The organism is Pseudoalteromonas amylolytica (assembly GCF_001854605.1).
Lineage (GTDB): Bacteria > Pseudomonadota > Gammaproteobacteria > Enterobacterales > Alteromonadaceae > Pseudoalteromonas > Pseudoalteromonas amylolytica.
The window spans coordinates 1-20081 of the sequence record NZ_MKJU01000038.1 but is presented as its reverse complement, the minus strand read 5'-3'; the positions used below and the strand labels follow the sequence as shown (position 1 = coordinate 20081).

The window sequence follows — 20081 nt, the reverse complement described above, 5'->3', positions numbered from 1 at the left end:
CCAGTTTGGCCGCTTTAAATGAAAAATGCAATGAAAAATTTACTCAGCGTTTACCCACACCTTAAAAAGCGTAAGCTTTGGTGATATGGTTGCTAAGTCTCTTTTTATGAACTTACAGCCTAGTCGTCTTTAGCGATTTTGCTTAGTAGGTTGGGTTGTTGGATAACAGAAGTTCGTTGTTGTTGTCTGGCGCGTTTCAAAGACAATTATTTGTGAAGGTCGATATGAACTCATGGATCTCAAGAATCGCTGCTACTTCTCTTGTAGTTTCAAGCTGGTTTTCATTAGCAAGCAGCGATCATGAAGCATTTAAGGAAGCGGAGAGGATTGCTTGGTCGGGCAACTACAGTGCATTTAGTCAAGCTATCAGTGAGCTAGAGCACCCGCTTAAACCTTACGTAGAAATGGCGTTTTATAAGCGTCATCCACGGCTTGATCGTCAACAGCAGATAGCGCACTTTCTTACTGTGTATGACAGTACGCCATTGGAGTGGCCAGTGCGCGAAAGCTGGCTGCAATACCTCAAACGCAGAGGTAAAAAGGCACTCTTTATTGAATATTACAAAAACACCTCTGATGCCGAGCTCAAATGTGCTTACTTACAGTACCAACTTGAGTTGGGTGCGCCTAAAAAAGCAATATTGGAGCAAGTCAAAGAGCTATGGGTGGTGGGCAAATCGCAACCTAGGGCATGTAATAGCATTTTTAATACATGGCAACAGGCTGGGTATTTAAATTCAGAATTAGTGTGGCAACGCATCAGCGAAGCTGCGCAAGGTGGACAAGTATCTTTACTGAGATATTTAAAGACGCTATTGCCGAAGGATGAAGCTTATCTTGCTGATTTGTACACGACGGTTAGGCGAGACCCAAGCGCTGCCGCTGGTTTATATCGGTATAAAAATCGCAACAGCAAAGAAGCTGAAATTGCAGTATATGGTGTGCGCCGACTGATTTGGCGAGACCAAAAGCTTGCATTGCGTGCATGGGATAAACTACAAGGCATGTTCAAGTTCACTGAGCAGCAAAAGAATAGCGTGGCGTATCGCTTTGCCTTGGCTTTGGCCTCAAAAGGTCACCCAGAAGCAAAGTTTTGGCTCAACAAAGTACCGCCAGAGCTACAAGACAGCAAACTTCGCCAGTGGATGATGAGTAATATGCTCAAAGAACAGGATTGGTCTGGCATTGCGGCGTTGTTTACTGGCATGGAAAATCTCAGTCATGGACAAACTTATTGGCTGGCATATAGCTATGCACAACGTGGCGAGCAGGACAAAGCGAAGCAGTTATGGCAACGCATTGCTAAGGAGAGAGATTACTACGGCTTTTTGGCTGCGGGACGCTTAGGGTTGGATGTTTCGTTAAATTCCAAATCGCTGGATGTCCCAGAGAGCTTATTGGCGAAAGTGGCTCAGGCTCCTGGGTTCAAACGCGCGAAGGCTTTATATCAGCTCGAGCGTTATACCTCAGCACGTCGTGAATGGAACTATTTGACTAATACTTCCAGTGAGGCTGAAAAACTGGCTGCTTCAATTTTGGCATCAGAACTGGATTGGTATGACAGCACCATTTATACACTGGCGCAGATTAAGGCATGGGATTACGTTGAATTGCGTTTTCCGATGGCTTTTGAAGAACTGTTTAAACGTTACAGCGAACATAATCATGTTGATGTGGCATGGAGTATCGCCATTGCGCGCAGAGAGAGCTCATTTGCGCCAGATGCACGCTCTCATGCCAATGCTTATGGCCTGATGCAGCTGTTACCGAGCACCGCACGTTACGTCAGTAAAAAGCGGGTGTCGAAGAGAAATTTAGTTCACCCTGCGACTAATATAAAAGTGGGTACGGATTATTTAGAGTATTTGAAGAAGAAAAATGACGGCAATGAAATGTTGGCAACAGCCTCCTATAATGCGGGCTATCATCGGATTAAAAAATGGCTGCCCAAGGATGCGATGCCTGCCGAGTTGTGGATAGAACTTATCCCATACAGAGAGACCCGAGAATATGTAAAGAACGTATTTGCTTACAGGCAGGTTTACCATACAAGATTGGGTAGAAAGGGCAACGTTGTTGCGCCGCTTTTAGAGATGCAGATTGGTGGCTAGTTTACACTGTATTGGATAGTGAACAGGCCACAGGCTTGGATGCAGAGCAATCTGGCGACTTCGCTGGATTGCTTTTTCGAGCTTGTGTTAGACTCAATTTATCACAACAAACGAAACGGTTAACCATGGAACAATTAGCACAATATTACGCCGAACATATTGCAACCTTGCAACAGCGCACAAAAACCATTATTGAGCGAGAAGGACTAGAGGGATTGGTGATCCACTCAGGTCAGGCGAAGCGACAATTCTTAGATGACATGTATTATCCATTTAAGGTCAATCCGCAGTTTAAAGCTTGGTTACCCGTGATTGATAACCCTCACTGCTGGTTAGTTGTGAATGGTCTGGATAAGCCAAAGCTAGTGTTCTACCGTCCCGTTGATTTTTGGCATAAGGTGCCTGATGAGCCGAATGATTTTTGGGCCGATTACTTTGATATTGAGTTATTGGTTCAACCTGATCAAGTTGAAAAGTTCTTGCCTTATGATAAGGCCAATTTTGCCTATATAGGTGAGTATTTAGAAGTTGCGCAGGCGCTTGGCTTCTCTATCGTCAACCCTGAAGCGGTGATGAACTACCTACATTATCACCGTGCTTACAAAACACAGTATGAATTGAGCTGTTTGCGCGAAGCAAACCGTTTAGCGGTACTAGGCCACAAAGCTGCACGAGATACGTTTTATGCAGGGGGTTCAGAGTATGCTATTCAGCAGGCGTATTTAAATGCCACACAGCATATGGAAAACGACACACCATATGGCAACATTGTCGCCCTCAATGAAAACTGTGCCATCTTGCACTACACACACTTTGAACGCGAAGCACCAAAACAACATCGTTCATTTTTGATTGATGCGGGTGCAAACTTTCATGGCTATGCGTCGGATATTACGCGTACTTACGACTTTGCAAAGCAGGGCGAATTTGCTGAGTTGCTGAGTGTGATGAATGATCATCAAATTCAGCTCGGTAAAATGCTGAGTCCAGGCAAGCTATATGGAGAGCTGCACATTGCATGTCATGACCGAGTGGCACAAGTTTTGGCTGACTTTGATATTGTGAAGTTACCCGCACAAGACATCGTGGCGAAGGGGATTACATCCACCTTCTTCCCGCATGGATTGGGTCATCACCTTGGTTTACAAGTGCATGATATGGGTGGCTTCATGGCGGATGAAGCGGGTACACATCAGGCGCCACCTGAGGGGCATCCATTCTTGCGCTGTACACGTAAGATCGAAGCGAAGCAAGTATTCACTATCGAGCCTGGTCTTTACTTTATTGAGTCTCTGTTAGGTGATTTAGCGCAAACAGACAACAAACGTTACATCAACTGGGAGAAAGTTGAGCAGTTCAAACCATTTGGTGGTATTCGTATCGAGGATAACATCATTGTTCATGATGACAGATTAGAAAATATGACGCGTGACTTAGACTTAGACTAATCACTCGGTGTATGATGAAAGGGAGCATTTGGCTCCCTTTTTTGTTTGTAAGGCGTTAAATAATTTCATGTCTGAATACCATATTCCAAGCGGCTCTTTGAGTTATCATGAAGAAATAAAAAAAAGCACATTTATTGTGCACTTGGCCCATACTCCGAATATTGATGATGCTAAAGCTTTTATTAAGCAAATCAATGACGAATACCCAGATGCGCGACATAACTGTTGGGCGCATGTGGCAGGACAACCTGGTGGCAGTCATGTTTACGGTTTCTCTGATGATGGTGAACCCAATGGCACGGCTGGCAAACCGATGCTGAATGTGTTGATTGGCTCTGGACTGGGTGAGATAACAGCGGTAACAACACGCTATTTTGGTGGTATAAAGCTGGGAACGGGCGGCTTAGTACGCGCTTATGGTGGTACGTTAAATAACGCATTGGCGCAATTACAAACCAGTTTAAAAATCCCTGCAGTTACCTTGATTGGGAGCTCGGACTATGCACTGCAAGGGGTGATAGAACAATACCTAAATACGCACTTTACGATATTGTCGATGGATAAGCAGTACGGCGCAGCTATTGAGTGGCGTATTGATATTGATCACCGTCAAACACAACGGGCGAGCCAAGAAATTTTAGATTTAACGCACGGTGCAGTTGAGTTAACAATCAAAGCGTAAGACAATCCATATTCTATAATTTTAAATCACTAAAAAAGCGAAACGCACCATGCAATTTCGTACCATAATAAAAATACTCGGCCAGCTGGTGGCTTTATTTAGCCTGACCATGGTGCCTCCAGCGCTGGTATCATTGATTTATAAAGACGGTGGTGGTGTACCATTCGTTCTGGCATTTGTATTTAGCATTGTCATTGGACTGATTGCTTACTATCCAAATCGTAAAGAAAATGGTGACTTAAAAGCGCGTGAAGGCTTTTTGATCGTGGTCTTGTTCTGGTTGGTACTAGGGTCATTCGCATCAGTGCCACTCATTTTCCTTCAGTCTCCCAACTTGTCATTGGCCGATGCGGTTTTTGAAGCATTCTCAGGGCTAACAACCACCGGTGCCACGGTGTTAACAGGGATAGAATACCTGCCTAAGTCGGTGCTGTTTTATCGCCAGCAACTACAGTGGTTAGGTGGTATGGGTATCATCGTATTGGCGGTTGCGGTACTGCCGATGCTCGGTGTTGGTGGTATGCAGTTGTATCGTGCGGAAACGCCGGGGCCTGTGAAAGACTCTAAGATGACGCCACGAATAGCCGATACCGCAAAGCACTTATGGTATATCTATGTTTCGCTTACTATTGCTTGTACGATTGCTTATTGGATTGCTGGCATGGGTTGGTTTGATGCCATCTGCCACGCTTTTTCAACCATCGCAATTGGTGGTTTCTCGACCTACGATGCTTCAATTGGTCATTTTGACAGTCCCGCTATCAATTTTATTTGTGTATTCTTCTTATTGATTGCGGGTGTGAACTTCTCATTGCATTATGCTGCGGTGGCAAGTCGTAACGTGAGAGCCTATTTACGTGACCCAGAGTTTAAAGTGTTTTTGCTTATTCAGCTGGCCCTTGTGGTGATCTGCTTTGCGGTATTGTCATCAAATCAGGTCTATAGCAATGGCGATGAAACCTTGGATCAGGCGATGTTTCAGGCGGTTTCCATCAGTACTACCGCGGGATTTGCCACGGATAACTTTTCGGCATGGCCACTGTTTTTACCAATTCTACTGATATTTTCCAGCTTCATTGGCGGATGTGCAGGGTCAACGGGTGGCGGTATGAAGGTTGTGCGGGTATTTTTGTTGTATCTACAAGGTGTTCGTGAGCTCAATCGACTTGTGCACCCTCGGGCTATTTACTCTATAAAACTGGGTCGTAAGGCCTTGCCCGATAAAGTCGTTGAAGCGGTTTGGGGCTTCTTTTCGGCCTATGCGTTAGTATTTGTGATCATCATGATTGCGCTGCTCGGCACGGGATTGGATAACATCACCGCATTTTCGGCAACGGCGGCGTGTTTGAATAATTTGGGTCCAGGCCTTGGTGATGTCGCTGCGCATTATGGTGATATCACAGATACCGCTAAATGGTTGCTTACCTTGGCAATGGTATTTGGTCGACTGGAGATATTTACTTTACTCGTGTTATTTACGCCGACGTTTTGGCGAGGCTAAAAACACCTCTTTTCATGAATATGGCCGATGGTTTGTGTGCCATATTCATCTTTCGAGAACCTCTGTTCTGTTCTATGCTTACCTGATGTGACATTTTCGTTGCGGTTTGTCGCCATGTTAAAAACGAAGTCTTACTCTGGTTATCAAAAAATCAAGTTGATCTCTGTTGGCCACCTTATTGACCTTGAAATACAATTGGCAGCTAGTTCAAAGCGCGTTAAGACGGAGTTTATAGGCTTTTTGGAAGGCCAATACATTATATTAAATTATCCTAACAGCAAGCAATTAGGTAGAGCGTCTGAGCATTTAAAAGAAGATGCAACAGTGATAGTCAGAGCGGTAGCAGACCATGGAGATGGACAAATAATAGCTTTTAAAACAGAAATAAAAGCTATTGCATACACCCCCACTAAGTTGCTTTTTCTCTACCCACCGCAAGAAATTCAAAGCCATTGTTTGCGCCATCATGTGAGGATCCCCACACTGATACCTGCGACTTTGATGACCAGCCGCTCAACCTGTGATGGGGTGATCAAAGATATGTCACGGACAGGGCTACAGTTCAGTCTACCTAGTGCCAAAGTTGACTTACCTTTATATGAGAAAGAGTGTCAGATAGTGATCGCGGCAAAAAATCAGCAGCAAATTAGGTTGCAAGGTGAAGTATGCAGCACAGTCCACCAAGGTGGTTCAGCCTTGGTAGGTATCAAACTGGTATCCGAAGAAAATAAAGTTGAATCCCTGTTACGCCAATGCATGATAGATTTGACTATATTGCATACTAGTTAGATAAGTTAGACAAATAACGCACTGACCTGAAAGAGTTTTTCAACCACACTGATTTGGCGTTTATCAATTAAGAACATGATGACATGGTCACCCGAGAGTATGGTGGTGTCGTCATGGGCTATCAAAACTTCGTCGTTGCGCACAATTGCACCTATGGTAGTACCAACAGGTAGCCTGATTTCACCTATGGTTCGTCCAACAACTTTAGAGGTGGTTTCATCTCCATGAGCTACCGCTTCAATGGCCTCAGCGGCCCCTTTTCGCAATGAGTAAACATTAACAATGTCACCCCGTCGAACATGGGTCAATAATGCTGAAATAGTGGCCTGTTGGGGCGAGATGGCAATGTCAATTTCACCACCTTGAACGAGGTCAACATAAGCACCGCGTTGAATCAATACCATGGTCTTTTGTGCACCCATGCGTTTGGCAAGCATGGCGGCCATAATGTTGGCTTCATCGTCGTTGGTAACAGCAATAAAGACATCGACTTGTTCGATGTGCTCTTCAGATAGCAGCTCTTGATCGGATGCATCGCCACAGAAAACCACCGTATTATCCAGCATTTCCGATAGCTGTGACGCGCGCTGCTGGTTTCGCTCAATAAGTTTTACGCTATGATTACGCTCCAGTGAGCGTGCTAAACCCGCACCTATGTTGCCACCACCGGCAATCATAATTTTTTTGTATGAGCGCTCAAGCTTTTGCAGTTCGTTCATGACAGCACGGATATGCTTCGTTGCAGCGATAAAGAAAATTTCGTCATCGGCTTCAATTACCGTTGTGCCCAGAGGCTTAATTGCTTTGCCTTGGCGGTAAATTGCTGCGACGCGGGTATCGACGTTAGGAATATGCTCTTTCAACGCTGATAAGGCATAGCCGACGAGTAAACCACCGTAGTAAGCCTTTACCGCAACCAAAGATAACATGCCCTCGGCAAATTGTAGAACCTGTAGTGCGCCTGGGTAGTCAATCAAACGACGGATATACTTGGTAACAAGTTGTTCAGGCGCAATATAGTGATCAACAGGTAAGTCATCATTTTGGAACAACTTTTCTTTATATTTCAGATATTGCTCTGAGCGAATACGCGCGATTTTGGTCGGGGTATTAAAAATACTATAAGCGACCTGACACGCAATCATATTCACTTCATCAGAGCTGGTAACCGCAATAATCATATCCGCATCTTCAGCGCCAGCTTGGCGCAACACATCGGGATGTGCGCTGTGTCCCGTTACTCCTTGCAGGTCATACTTATCTTGTAGTTCACGCAGTCTGTCACCGTCAATATCTACCACGGTGATCTCATTTTGTTCACCTACTAAGTTCTCTGCAAGTGTGCCCCCGACTTGGCCGGCTCCTAAGATGATGATTTTCATAGTTATAGCTTATTGTCGTTTGGTTATTTTTGCATAATAGAAACCGTCACTCAGTCCAGGGAGTAACTGTAGCCCTGGCGTTGTTGGGGTATCGTCCTGGTGTAGAGGTTGATGCAAAGCATCGTCTGTGTTTTGTAAAAATGCGGCTACTTGGTCACAGTTTTCTTCTGGTAAAACTGAGCAAGTGGCATACAGCAGCGTGCCTCCAGGTTTTAGCAGTGGCCAGATGTTCTCTAAGATCTGCTGTTGTAGCTGTGCTAGATCGGTAATATCGGTGTTGCGTCTGAGCCACTTGATATCGGGATGGCGACGGATGACACCCGTTGCAGAGCAGGGTACATCTAACAGAATACGATCATAGGGTTGCCCATCCCACCAATCATTTGGTGTAGATGCATCTGCATGTATGCAATGAGCGTGCAGGCCAAGGCGTTTTAGGTTTTCTTCCACCCGAAGTAGGCGTTCACTATCGGCATCTAGTGCGTCAACGTTAGCATCAGCTAACTCTAGTATGTGACACGTTTTGCCACCTGGTGCTGCGCATGCATCTAGAATGCGTTCGTTGTTTTGTGGGTTGAGAAGCCGAGCGGCGAGTTGCGCTGCGGCATCTTGCACCGAGCAGGCCCCCTCTCGAAATCCTGGAAGCAAATAAACATCACAGGGCTTATCCAACACGATGGCATCTTCAAAGCGAGGCTCAAGGCAATGGCTAATACCAGCCTCATCCAGCAGTTCGCTATATTCAGCAACACTGTAATGCGCTTGATTTACGCGCAACCACATCGGTGCTTGGTCTTGGTTGGCGGCTAGAATGTCTTGCCATTGATCAGGATAGGCTGCCTGCAACTTCTTCATAAACCAGCTAGGGTGATTATATTGACACACAGGGATACGGTTTGCGCTATCTTCTAATTCACTAAATTGGCGTTGGAATGTGCGCAGTATCGCGTTTACGAGTCCTTTTAAGCCTGGCGCTCGCATACTTTGCAAAGCATTGACGGTTTCTGCGACCGCTGCGTGTTCCGGTGTACGCATGTATTGTAGTTGGTACATACCCACATAAAGCAAAAATTGATAAACCCGACGTTTACCTTTGAGAGGTTGGTCAAGCAATTGCTGGCAGTAATGCTCAAGTGTGGGTAAATAGCGCAGCACGCCGTAGCATATCTGCTGTAGTAATGCTTTGTCTTTCGGGTTTAGTTTACTTGCGGCATTAGGCAATACAGTACTTAAAGACTGACCTTTGTCGACCACTTGAAACAGTGTTTGTGCGGCCAACGCTCGTACATTTGTCATGAGTGGCCTACCTTTGAGCCGGGTGCAACCCAATCTGCTCGACCATTGAGAAAGTCTTGCGCTGACATAGGCTTTTTACCTTGCGGCTGTAATTGATTGATTTTTAAAGCTTGTTCACCACAGGCAATGACAATACCTGTCTTATCGCTACTGAGTACAACGCCAGCTTCACCTTGTTGTTCAACCACCTCGGCTTGCCAGATTTTCACTGTTTGTTGTGCCATAGATGTAAAACACACAGGCCATGGGTTAAATGCTCTGACATTTAACGCGATTTGTGTGGCGGTCATGGTCCAGTCAATATTAGCCTCTTCTTTAGATAGCTTCTTGGCGTAGTTGGCTTGTGCATCATCTTGCTTGGTCGCGACTGCCGTACCATTACTAAGTTGCTCTAATGTATCGAGTAACGCAACGGGACCAAGTTGTGCTAGCTTGTCATATAGGCTCGCACTGGTATCTTGTGCTGTGATCGGACAGGTTGCAATGTGCAGCATATCACCTGTGTCCAACCCTTCATCCATTTGCATGATGGTTACGCCGGTTTGCTGATCGCCCGCCCAAAGGGCACGTTGAATTGGGGCTGCACCGCGCCAACGAGGTAATATAGAACCATGCACGTTTAGACAACCTAACTTAGGCGTTTCTAAAATGGCTTTTGGTAACAAGACACCATATGCCACGACCACCATTACATCAGCATTGAGCTCAGCAAGCTCACGTTGTGCATCTTCGGTTTTTAATGATTCAGGCTGATATACAGGTAAATTATGTTCAAGAGCCAATGTTTTTACTTCACTGGCTTTTAGTTTTTTACCTCGACCAGCTGGTCTATCTGGCGTGCTGTAAACCGCGACAACGTGATGAGGAGAGTTGATTAGGGCACTTAAATGACGCGCAGCGAAATCTGGCGTCCCGGCAAAAACAATGCGTAATGGCTTGGTCACTGAATTATCCAATATTAGTTAATGGGAAGAGAGTTAAGCGAGGATTGTCTGCGCGCAAATTAGCGAGCAGCCAACTTAGCTTCTTTTTCTAGCTTCTTACGGATACGTTGGCGCTTCAGTGGCGACAAATAATCTATAAATAACTTACCCATTAAGTGGTCAAGCTCATGTTGTGTACAAATCGCAAGCAGGCCATCCGCATCGTAACTATATTCTTCACCCTGTTCATTAAGCGCAGTAACCGTGATTTCTTCTGCTCTGTCTACTTTGGCCCAAGAGTGAGGTACCGACAAGCAGCCTTCTTCGCTGGTCGTAGAGCCCTCTTTACGAGTGATTTCAGGGTTGATAAGCACTCGAGGTTCATTACGTTCTTCAGATACGTCAATGACGACAATACGCTGGTGGATATTAACTTGAGTTGCTGCAAGACCAATCCCATTTTCATCATACATGGTTTCTAACATGTCTTTGACGATTTGACGCACATCATCGTTTACTTCCGCTACGGGTTTTGCCACTGTGCGCAGGCGCTCATCTGGGAATCTAAGTACTTCTAACTTTGCCATGGTTACCTTTTATCGTTAAGCTTAAATGCAAAATACTATATGTTCTTATTTTAGCCATTCGCGTTCCCCTTTAACAGGTTTTGGTTGATAATATCGAAAAATAACTCAAGGAAGCCGTAATGAAACACCCATTTACAGCTCTGATCATGGCAATTTGTATCACTTTTCCAACTTTGGCAGACGAATTGAGTGTGAAAGAGGATGCACCGACCCGCTATGTGGTCAAAGAGGGCGATACGTTATGGGACATTTCTAAATTATATTTATCGTCTCCTTGGCAATGGCAGACACTATGGAAGCAAAACCCCCAATTGGGTGACCCTAATTTGATTTACCCCGGTGATGTATTGGTGCTTGGGCATGACGCACAAGGAAAGCCAATGATAACGTTGGCCAAAGGGGTTAAGAAGTTGTCACCTACCGCTCGTGTGGTTGTGCAAAAGAGCACTGCTATTCCAACTTTACCCGCAGCGCTCATAGAGCCGCTGTTGGCATTTGAACAGGCATTGAGCGAAGATGATTTAACTGACCTGCCATTTATTTTAGGTGCAAATCATAACGTTAAGTTGGCAACGCAAGGGCACCTGTTATATATCAAAGGGGATCTTGAACAGTATGCGCATTATGGTATTTATAGTGTGGAAGATAGGTATGTTGACCCTGATTCGCAAGAAACCTTGGCCTATGAAGCCAACCTCGTAGGAACGGCGCGTGTTTTAGATACGGGTAATACGGCGCAGGGTAAGCCTGCAACAGTGAAGGTCGAAACTGCTAAGCGAGAGATAAAACCCAATGACATTTTAATGCCTATATCTCAGGGGCAAAGCTTTTCTGTACAATTCAGTATGCTTAGGCCTTCACATCCAGTGGAAGGTGAAATCATCTCCAGTGACAACAAGTTGCGTGAGTTCGGTGCGACTACTGTGGTGGTGTTGAACCTGGGCCGACAGCATAACGTACAGGAAGGACACATACTTGATATTAGCAAGCGCTCACCTAAAGTTATTGAAGGTAGCAAGGGGCCTCGTTACGTTGAGGATGCAAGCCGATTGGAAAAGCTATCTAGTAGTATAGGGGAGCTGTTTAGCACTTCAAGTTCAAAAAACAATGCGGTGTGGAACATGCCAGAAGAGAAAATTGGTGAGCTAATGATTTTTAAGGTCTATGACAAAGTTAGCTATGCGTTAGTGACCAGTGCGCTACAACCTATCAGGATTGGGGATAGTGTCAGTATAAATTAACGCTCAATGCTCTAAGGAGGGAGCATGGAAACTTTAACACAATTACAGTGTTTAGCACTGCACGCGTGCAAGGGGCTGGGAGTAGCCTCAATACTCGCACTACAAAAAAAGTGTGAGCTTAATTCACTTTTTCATTCATCAGAGGCAAAGTTGCAGCGGCTGGGTTTAAACGATGAACTCATCAAGCAACTCGGTCATATAAATTGGTCTTATCTTGAGCGCATCGTGGCCTACTGTAAGCAAACACAGATTTCGATCATTAGTTACTTTGATGATACTTACCCACCGTTATTAAAAGAGATCAGTAGTCCCCCTTTTATCCTTTTTTGTAAAGGGGATATATCGTTATTGGCCAAGCCTCAGGTAGCCATAGTTGGGAGTCGCAGTGCGACCGCGACAGGGTTAGAAATAGCCGCTGATTTTGCATATAAATTACGCCTTGCTGGACTCGTTGTTACATCGGGACTGGCCAGAGGGATAGATGGAGCAGCTCATAAAGGGGCGCTTGCAGGTAACGAGCTGTTATCGGGTACCACTATCGCAGTGCTAGGGACGGGGGTTGATATTGTGTACCCTAAACGCCATAACTTGTTATACCAACAGGTGTTGGAGGCAGGCCTGCTGGTCAGTGAGTTTTTTCCGGGAACTGGGGTAAAAGCAAATCACTTTCCACGACGAAATCGTATTATCTCAGGTTTGTCATTAGGAGTGGTGCTAGTTGAAGCTGAAATGAAAAGTGGCTCGTTGATCACTGCGCGCTATGCATTGGAGCAGAACCGTGAGGTGTTTGCGGTGCCTGGATCCATTAAAAGCTCTCTGTCACAAGGCTGTCATTACTTGTTGAAACAAGGAGCAAAATTAACGGAGAGCGTAGAAGACATTCTGGAAGATGTGAGCTTTTTGCCAGAAAACGGTCTATATAGTATAGAGAGTGTGATAAAAAATGATTCACCACAGGAGGACTGCCCAGTATTACAAAACCTTGGCTTTGAGGTCACTTCGGTGGATACCTTAACGCAAAGGACCCAGTGGCCCGTTGAACGTGTAGTTGCACGTTTATTGGACCTAGAGCTTGAAGATAAAGTAGAACGCGTCTTAGACGGCTACATTAAATTAGCAAGGGGTTAATCATGTTTGATATCCTAATGTATCTATTTGAGAACTATATCCACAGCGAAGCGGATATCTTTGTTGAGCAAAATGAGTTAACCGATGAGTTGTTACGGGCAGGCTTTAATCAAGAAGAAATCTATAAAGCACTGGATTGGTTAGAGCAGTTAGCTGACCTACAACATAGCGATGAAATCCCTTATCTAAACAGCAAAGCCGATAGCGCTATTCGAATTTACACAGAGCAAGAATGCCAAATGTTAGACGTTGAGTGTCGTGGTTTTCTTATGTTTGTTGAGCAAGTGGGTGTGATTGATTCAATAACAAGAGAAATGGTGATTGACCGCTTGTTTGCGTTAGAAAAGCCAACGATTGGGCTCGAAGACCTAAAGTGGGTTATTTTAATGGTGCTCTTTAACGTACCTGGTAAGGAGCAAGCCTATGCCCAGATGGAAGATCTTATTTTTGATGAACCGGGCGGCTACTTGCACTAATAAATTTTAGGGTCATCCCTTGACCCTAAGCCCATGGCGGTTATATTAGGCGCAAAATTGTGCACTGGCCGAAGGTGATATGAGTAAAATTGACCATTCTTTATTTAATGCAAAACAGCATGCGCTAGAAAAAGAGTATGAAGTTTGCCCCGAGTGTGGCTCTGAGCTGGTGATCAAACACAGCAAAAATGGCCCTTTTTTGGGGTGTGCCAGTTACCCCGCGTGTAATTACATTCGCCCTCTGGCTCACCATGATAACCATGACATTAAAGTATTAGAGGACTCCCCATGTCCAGAGTGTGGTAATCACTTAGTGATTCGAAACGGCCGCTATGGCATGTTCATTGGCTGTACCGGCTACCCTGAATGTCACTACATCGCACATGATGAGCAAGAGGCAGAAGCAGAGCAAGAAGTTGACTGCCCGAAATGCCACAAAGGCCAGTTAACAAAGCGTAAGAACAAGTTTGGGAAGTTCTTTTTTTCATGTGACCGTTATCCACATTGTAAGTACAGCTTAAACCAGCAGCCAGTTTCCCAAGCTTGCCCGAAATGTGGTTGGGGCGTTATGGTGCAAAAGCAAAGGTCGGGTAAAGCTGTGTTACAATGTCCACAAAAAACCTGTCAGCACAAGATAGAGAGTCAAAGTGAGTAATACACAACCGATTAATTTGCAGGATGCGCAGAGTGCATTTAACGCAGGTGACGTGCTTTGTTATCCTACTGAAGCCGTTTATGGCCTAGGGTGTGACCCAGACAATGAAGCTGCGGTAATGCAGTTACTCAACCTTAAGCAAAGAGACGTAACAAAAGGGCTGATCTTAGTCGCTGATAATTATGGACAGTGCTTGCCTTACGTTGATGATGCAAAAATTCCCATGGACAAACGGGCCGACATTTTTTCATCTTGGCCGGGGCCCATCACTTGGTTACTGCCTGCAAAAGTAGATACACCTAAGTGGCTGACGGGTAATCACGATACAATTGCGATTCGTATTAGTGCTCATCCAGTTGTAAACGCTTTGTGTCAAACGTTCGCAAAGCCTTTGGTATCCACAAGTGCAAACATTACTGGTGCTGAGCCTGTGATCAGTATTGCACAGGCCAAAGCCACTTTTCATGATCAGATAGCCTGTTATGTAATGGGTGAGTTAGGCGGGAGTGCTAATCCAAGCCAAATAAAACATGCACTCAGTGGTGCACTTATTCGAGGAAATCAATAATACACATGAGCAAGGTAAATTTAGAATCAGTTAAAGCGTTTTTGTTGACATTGCAGGACTCGATTTGTGCTGGTTTGGAACAGGCTGATGGTACAGCAAAATTTGTTGAAGATGCGTGGCAACGTGAGGAAGGCGGTGGCGGGCGCACACGTGTTATTCGTGATGGCGCTGTTATAGAGCAAGGAGGAGTAAACTACTCTCATGTTTTTGGTGAATCTATGCCTGCTTCTGCGACGGCACATCGACCAGAGTTAGCAGGCCGAAGTTTTCATGCTTGTGGTGTTTCACTGGTTATTCATCCAAAGAATCCACACATCCCTACCAGTCATGCCAATGTACGTTTTTTCATCGCAGAAAAAGAAGGTGAGGAGCCTATTTGGTGGTTTGGTGGTGGTTTTGATTTAACACCATTTTATCCAGTGCTAGAAGATGTAAAACATTGGCACCAAACAGCCCAAGACTTGTGTAAGCCTTTTGGTGAGCAGGTGTATGATGATTACAAAAAATGGTGTGATGAGTACTTTTACTTAAAGCACCGAGGTGAAACTCGTGGTGTAGGTGGATTATTTTTTGATGATCTGAATGAGTGGGGGTTCGATAAGAGCTTCGCGTTTATGCAGGCAGTAGGTAATGGTTATTTAGATGCTTATCTACCCCTAATTGAACGTCGCAAAGATACACCGTTCGGTGAACATGAGCGTCAGTTCCAACTTTATCGACGTGGTCGCTATGTAGAGTTTAATCTCGTGTGGGATCGCGGTACTTTGTTTGGCTTGCAAACCGGAGGGCGCACAGAGTCGATTCTCATGTCGATGCCTCCTTTGGCGCGTTGGGAGTATAACTTTAGTCCAGCTTCTAACTCTGCAGAAGCGAAACTATATGAGTTTTATCTTAAGCCTCAAGACTGGTTGGCTTGCTAGGGATATAAAAAGGCGCCTCTAGGGCGCCTGAACACAGCATAACAACTAGGTTTAATCTAATATAAAGCTCCGTACTTGGTCGTCTAGCGAGCGTGCCAGACTCAATAATTCTTCGCTAACTTTTTTACTGCCATGGGCGTCGATGAGTGATTGCTCGGCATTGTCTCTAATGGCTACCACGCTTTGGTTGATCTCTTCAGCCGCTAAGTTTTGTTGTTCAGTCGCATCTGCTATTTGTACGTTTAGATTATTAATCTCGTGCATTTGATTTGAAATATCTTTTAAAGCCTGCGCAACTTTTTTGACTTGCATTGCTCTGTCATCGGCTTCCTCACAGGAGGCGCTCATTGCTTTGACAGTCTGCTGCGCTTCACTTTGTAGCTTATCTATGGTGCGTTTGATTTCATCGGTCGAATCGTGAGTTCTGGTGGCAAGGGTGCGAACTTCATCAGCTACCACCGCAAAGCCTCTACCCGCTTCACCAGCTCTGGCAGCCTCAATTGCTGCATTCAACGCCAACAGGTTAGTTTGTTCGGCGATACTGCTGATCACCTCAAGCACTTTTCCTACTTCTAATGTTTGTGCTTGTAACTGACTCACTTGTGCCGCTGCTTGGCGCACATCTTGTGCTAACTGATTAATACTCACTTCTGTATGCTCTGCAACCGCCATACTTTCTTCAGCAAGGTGATTACTACTATCAGACTTTTCCGACGCAAAATGTGTGGTATTTTTCACTTCACTAGAAGAGCTTTCAAGTTCATTAATTGCTGCCGCAACGGAATCGGTGCCTTGCTTTTGTAATTGTATGGCACGCTCAGTGGCGTCGGCCGAGGTGTAAATCGTTTCGGCTGATTGGATAAGTACCTTAGAGGTATGTGACACTTGGCCTATATTGTCTTTGAAAGATGACATCATCTTATTAAAATTAACAGCAAGCCTACCCAACTCATCGTCTACGGTGTCATCAACCCTGAGACTTAAGTCCTTATTTTGTGTGGCCAGTCGCATTGTGCGGCCTAAAGTTTTTAACCTAACAATAAATAGCCTGCGGAACAGGCTACCCAACACCACAAATGCAATAACAAAAATAGTTGTCAGTAGGCCTGTATTCAGCCAAGTGTTGGTGGTTACGCTCTCATCAATATCTGCCAATGAATAGCTAATTCTTACTGCTCCAAGCACCTCGCCTTCTTCTGCTTGATGGCAACCCAAGCAGTTTGTGCCTTTATAATCACTGCTGGCTACCATAGGTTTGAGATAGGTCATAATTCGTTTGCCATCGCGAGACTCAACAAGCAAAGACTCAACCCCCCTCAGGGCTTGGTGTTCGGCATCGTTACTTGGTGATTGATTGGCGCTGCCTGGACCGTAAAGTTTAACCACTTTAGCACCACGAATTATATGGGCATCTTCAATGCTCTCATGAGCTCGTAGCTTTTGACTCAGGATCTCTCGGTTTGCCATAGTGCCAGTGAGCATCATCGTATTGATTGAATCGAAGTAATTATCGGCCAATAAACGGATATTGTTGGCGACGGTATCTTGTGCCAATGTTTGCTGCTGGTTAGAGCTACTTAAAATACTGGCGATCAGTACTAAAATGCCTGTTGCAGCCAACAAGGCATAAATTTTATGTTGAATAGAGGTCACACGCATCGCACACTTCTCCTTTATGAGGATGCGTATTATGACAAGCACAAAATTAGAGTTTTTGACTTAGCGCAAAAAGCAGCGCGGTTTAGTGTGTCGAGGACTAAGACTTTAGTCTTGATTTATCATATGACTTGCCAATTGCGCCAATGAGTGACGTAAACCTTCGCGCAGTAAGGGGTTGTCGATTTGCTCATCAAGCGCCTTGTTCATACAGTACATCCATTGATCACGTAAATCTTTATCAATTGGAAACGGCATATGGCGTTGCCTTAATCTTGGATGACCATATTTTTCTACGAACAAGTCTGGTCCGCCTAGCCAACCAGATAAAAACTCAAAAAATACCTGGCGTATCCTATCTAAAGGCTGAGGATGCATATCATATAAAGGTTTCGCATAGGGGTCGCTGGCCATAATGTCGTAGAATCTATCGGCCAGCGCACGTGCACCTGGTTCACCGCCCATAATCTCGTAGGGTGTTTTTTCAGGTGTAGGTGTTGACTCACTTTGTGATTTACTTGCATCCTGATTGAAGATGCGTTTTATTAACTGCTTCATAATATTGAAAACTTCTTAGGCGTTATCATGGACAAATACGCGGTGTTTGGACACCCCATAAAACATTCGAAATCACCGCTGATCCACCAAGCATTTGCGCGCCAGTGCATGGATCAGATCAGCTACGAGGCGATTCTAGCACCTTTAGACGGTTTTAAAGAATCCATTGAGAAGTTTTTTGCCTCTGGTGGTAAAGGTGCAAATGTGACTTTGCCATTTAAAGAGCAGGCCTTCGAGCTTGCTGATCAGCTTACGCAAAGAGCGAAACTCGCTGGTGCTGTGAATACTTTAAAGCAATTAGATGATGGGAAATTATTAGGAGATAACACTGATGGTGCAGGGTTAGTATCTGACCTAATACAACATAAAGCTCCACTTGATAATGCCACAGTTTTACTCGTTGGCTCCGGAGGGGCTGCTAGAGGGTGTATTTATCCTTTGTTGCAAGCGGGTGTCAGTAAGGTTGTGATAGCAAACCGTACAGCAAGCAAAGCACAATCCTTGGCTGCGGAGTTTTTGCCATTTGGTGATGTATCAGGGTGTGGCTTACAAGATATTCCTCAAGATGAATTTACCATAGTAATTAATTCGACTTCGTCGAGTGTCACTGGGGAAGTGCCCGACATTTCTCCATCAGTACTGCAACAGTGTGTACTGGCTTACGATATGTTCTACTCTGATCAACGCACGAGCTTTTTAATGTGGGTTGCATCACATAACGCCAAAGCACAGTTAGTTGATGGCTTAGGCATGCTAATAGGGCAGGCGGCAGAAGCCTATGAGGTGTGGCGCAATAAAAAACCAAACACAGAACATGTGATCAATGCGATGAAAAATAAAGAGGCACTATGAATCAGGGGATTCTTTTCAATGATGACGTAAATGTGGTTGAAAACACGTTAACCTTCACGGCGATGGTCAATGGTATGATAGTCAAATGCTTAATTGTGACACCACCAATGACGGATGAAGCCGCACTTAAGCATTTTCAGGCCCATCAATTTGACTATGAAATGCAGGCTGAACAATTAATAGAAGACGAAGTCTATGAAGAGGATGGTAGCATTTTATTAGCTTTCGTCTAAATACTCATCTTTAAGCTGAACATAGTTTTGAGCTGAGACTTTTAAAAATGCCAGCTCATCAGGACTAAGAGGACGAGACTTCTTTACTGGGCTGCCGACGTATAAATGCCCTGACTCAAGGGTCTTGTTGGGTGGAACCAGCGCACCGCCACCTATAATAACGTCATCCTCAACAGTGACATTGTCCATTACTATAGCGCCCATGCCTACAAGAATACGATTACCTAAAGTGCAGCCATGCAACATTACCTTGTGTCCAACAGTTACATCATCGCCTATGATCAATGGATAACCATTTGGATTAGACTTTGTAGCTCGGGTTAAATGTAAGACTGAACCATCTTGGATATTTGTTCGTTCGCCAATTTTAATATAATTAACATCACCTCTCGCTGCGACCAATGGCCAGATACTGCTATCTTTACCTATGGTTATGTCACCGACTAAAACTGATGATTCATCGACATACACGGCTTCATCAAGAGTTGGGGTAATGCCTTTATAGCTTCTAAGCATGGTTACCTCTATCTAGTATTTATACTGTGTTGTAAGTGTAGAGCTTCAGTTTCAAAGAATCTATAGTTTCAAAGGGCCATTTTTGCTTATAAAATTATCAAAAACAGAAGGTTTTGCTCAAAAATAATGCGAACGGTCTGTTTTTATCACTTTTCTTCAATAATTCTGTAAAAACCGCTTGCGCTTTTTGTTCGCCGCCCTATAATGCGACCCCACTGACACGGAGCGCTACGCTGAATAAGCAAAGCAACAACGAGTCAGCGTCGAGTAAAACTTAATTTTGCTTTTTCTTACCAAGAAAACTTAAAATTAAGTGTTGACAAAAAATAGGGAATGCTTAGAATGCACACCCCTAGCGAGATGAAGCCAAGTGCTGAATCATCGCAACGTTCTTTAAAAATATGAAGCAATCATCTGTGTGGGCACTCGTACAGATTGAGTTCTAACAAAANATTTAGAGTCTCAATTGAACTGAGTGACCAACGGCAATAAATTTAATTTGTTGCAGCACAGTCAATTCGTTCTTGGTAACAAGAACAAAATCAGAATTCAATGAGCG

At 44.6% G+C, this 20081-nt stretch carries 20 protein-coding genes; 13 read left to right on the top strand and 7 right to left on the bottom strand.

From position 1 onward, the window contains the following. Positions 1-224: 224 nt before the first annotated feature. The 5 genes from BET10_RS20750 to BET10_RS20730 all read left to right on the top strand — a co-directional run bounded on the left by BET10_RS20750 (position 225) and on the right by BET10_RS20730 (position 6531). Positions 225-2111 (top strand): transglycosylase SLT domain-containing protein, encoded by a 1887-nt coding sequence (locus tag BET10_RS20750; RefSeq protein WP_070988119.1) that lies wholly within the window; start codon positions 225-227, stop codon positions 2109-2111. Between the two features lie 125 nt (positions 2112-2236). Continuing rightward, positions 2237-3559 carry a Xaa-Pro dipeptidase gene (gene pepQ, locus BET10_RS20745; RefSeq protein ID WP_070988117.1) on the top strand — a complete coding sequence of 441 codons (1323 nt, stop codon included), beginning with the start codon at positions 2237-2239 and terminating at the stop codon, positions 3557-3559. Between the two features lie 67 nt (positions 3560-3626). Then, the gene (locus BET10_RS20740) at positions 3627-4241 is read left to right on the top strand and encodes a YigZ family protein (RefSeq protein ID WP_070988020.1); all 615 of its coding nucleotides are present in this window, start codon (positions 3627-3629) and stop codon (positions 4239-4241) included. A 49-nt stretch (positions 4242-4290) separates the two neighbouring features. After that, positions 4291-5742: a TrkH family potassium uptake protein gene (locus BET10_RS20735; protein ID WP_070988018.1), complete on the top strand. Its 1452-nt coding sequence runs from the start codon at positions 4291-4293 to the stop codon at positions 5740-5742. 114 nt (positions 5743-5856) lie between these two features. Next, entirely contained in the window at positions 5857-6531 is a 675-nt protein-coding gene (locus BET10_RS20730) for a flagellar brake protein (RefSeq protein WP_070988016.1), read from the top strand. Between the two features lie 5 nt (positions 6532-6536). On the opposite strand, the gene trkA is transcribed toward BET10_RS20730, so the two are convergent. Genes trkA through def form a run of 4 tightly spaced genes read right to left on the bottom strand, consistent with a single transcriptional unit; the run spans position 6537 to position 10719 of the window. Then, entirely contained in the window at positions 6537-7913 is a 1377-nt protein-coding gene (gene trkA, locus BET10_RS20725) for a Trk system potassium transporter TrkA (protein WP_070988014.1), read from the bottom strand. Between the two features lie 9 nt (positions 7914-7922). Next, positions 7923-9209 (bottom strand): 16S rRNA (cytosine(967)-C(5))-methyltransferase RsmB, encoded by a 1287-nt coding sequence (rsmB, locus tag BET10_RS20720; RefSeq protein WP_070988012.1) that lies wholly within the window; start codon positions 9207-9209, stop codon positions 7923-7925. Further along, positions 9206-10153 (bottom strand): methionyl-tRNA formyltransferase, encoded by a 948-nt coding sequence (fmt, locus tag BET10_RS20715; RefSeq protein WP_070988010.1) that lies wholly within the window; start codon positions 10151-10153, stop codon positions 9206-9208. Before fmt ends, rsmB begins: the two co-directional genes overlap by 4 nt. A gap of 59 nt (positions 10154-10212) precedes the next feature. Beyond that, positions 10213-10719: a peptide deformylase gene (gene def, locus BET10_RS20710; RefSeq protein ID WP_070988009.1), complete on the bottom strand. Its 507-nt coding sequence runs from the start codon at positions 10717-10719 to the stop codon at positions 10213-10215. A gap of 119 nt (positions 10720-10838) precedes the next feature. Between def and BET10_RS20705 the strand changes: the two genes are divergently transcribed. The 6 genes from BET10_RS20705 to hemF all read left to right on the top strand — a co-directional run bounded on the left by BET10_RS20705 (position 10839) and on the right by hemF (position 15707). Continuing rightward, positions 10839-11960, top strand: a complete 1122-nt coding sequence (locus tag BET10_RS20705; RefSeq protein WP_070988007.1) for a LysM peptidoglycan-binding domain-containing protein — start codon at positions 10839-10841, stop codon at positions 11958-11960. Between the two features lie 24 nt (positions 11961-11984). Continuing rightward, on the top strand, positions 11985-13088 hold the full coding sequence (gene dprA, locus BET10_RS20700; RefSeq protein WP_070988005.1) for a DNA-processing protein DprA: 1104 nt from the start codon (positions 11985-11987) through the stop codon (positions 13086-13088). Positions 13089-13090: 2 nt separating this feature from the next. Next, positions 13091-13564: a DUF494 family protein gene (locus BET10_RS20695; RefSeq protein ID WP_070988003.1), complete on the top strand. Its 474-nt coding sequence runs from the start codon at positions 13091-13093 to the stop codon at positions 13562-13564. 79 nt (positions 13565-13643) lie between these two features. Next, positions 13644-14219 (top strand): DNA topoisomerase family protein, encoded by a 576-nt coding sequence (locus BET10_RS20690; RefSeq protein WP_070988001.1) that lies wholly within the window; start codon positions 13644-13646, stop codon positions 14217-14219. Continuing rightward, positions 14212-14787: an L-threonylcarbamoyladenylate synthase type 1 TsaC gene (tsaC, locus tag BET10_RS20685; RefSeq protein WP_240503727.1), complete on the top strand. Its 576-nt coding sequence runs from the start codon at positions 14212-14214 to the stop codon at positions 14785-14787. Before BET10_RS20690 ends, tsaC begins: the two co-directional genes overlap by 8 nt. 5 nt (positions 14788-14792) lie before the next feature. Next, positions 14793-15707: an oxygen-dependent coproporphyrinogen oxidase gene (gene hemF, locus BET10_RS20680; RefSeq protein ID WP_070987999.1), complete on the top strand. Its 915-nt coding sequence runs from the start codon at positions 14793-14795 to the stop codon at positions 15705-15707. 51 nt (positions 15708-15758) lie between these two features. On the opposite strand, the gene BET10_RS20675 is transcribed toward hemF, so the two are convergent. Beyond that, positions 15759-17366: a methyl-accepting chemotaxis protein gene (locus BET10_RS20675; protein ID WP_070987997.1), complete on the bottom strand. Its 1608-nt coding sequence runs from the start codon at positions 17364-17366 to the stop codon at positions 15759-15761. 105 nt (positions 17367-17471) lie between these two features. Beyond that, positions 17472-17921, bottom strand: a complete 450-nt coding sequence (locus tag BET10_RS20670) for a group II truncated hemoglobin (RefSeq protein WP_070987995.1) — start codon at positions 17919-17921, stop codon at positions 17472-17474. 27 nt (positions 17922-17948) lie between these two features. Between BET10_RS20670 and aroE the strand changes: the two genes are divergently transcribed. After that, on the top strand, positions 17949-18773 hold the full coding sequence (aroE, locus tag BET10_RS20665) for a shikimate dehydrogenase (protein ID WP_070987993.1): 825 nt from the start codon (positions 17949-17951) through the stop codon (positions 18771-18773). Beyond that, positions 18770-19006 (top strand): DUF1488 family protein, encoded by a 237-nt coding sequence (locus tag BET10_RS20660; RefSeq protein WP_070987991.1) that lies wholly within the window; start codon positions 18770-18772, stop codon positions 19004-19006. Before aroE ends, BET10_RS20660 begins: the two co-directional genes overlap by 4 nt. Here BET10_RS20660 and BET10_RS20655 read toward each other — a convergent pair. Continuing rightward, the gene (locus BET10_RS20655) at positions 18992-19522 is read right to left on the bottom strand and encodes a gamma carbonic anhydrase family protein (RefSeq protein ID WP_070987988.1); all 531 of its coding nucleotides are present in this window, start codon (positions 19520-19522) and stop codon (positions 18992-18994) included. The two genes, BET10_RS20660 and BET10_RS20655, sit on opposite strands and share 15 nt — an antisense overlap. Positions 19523-20081 lie beyond the last annotated feature (559 nt).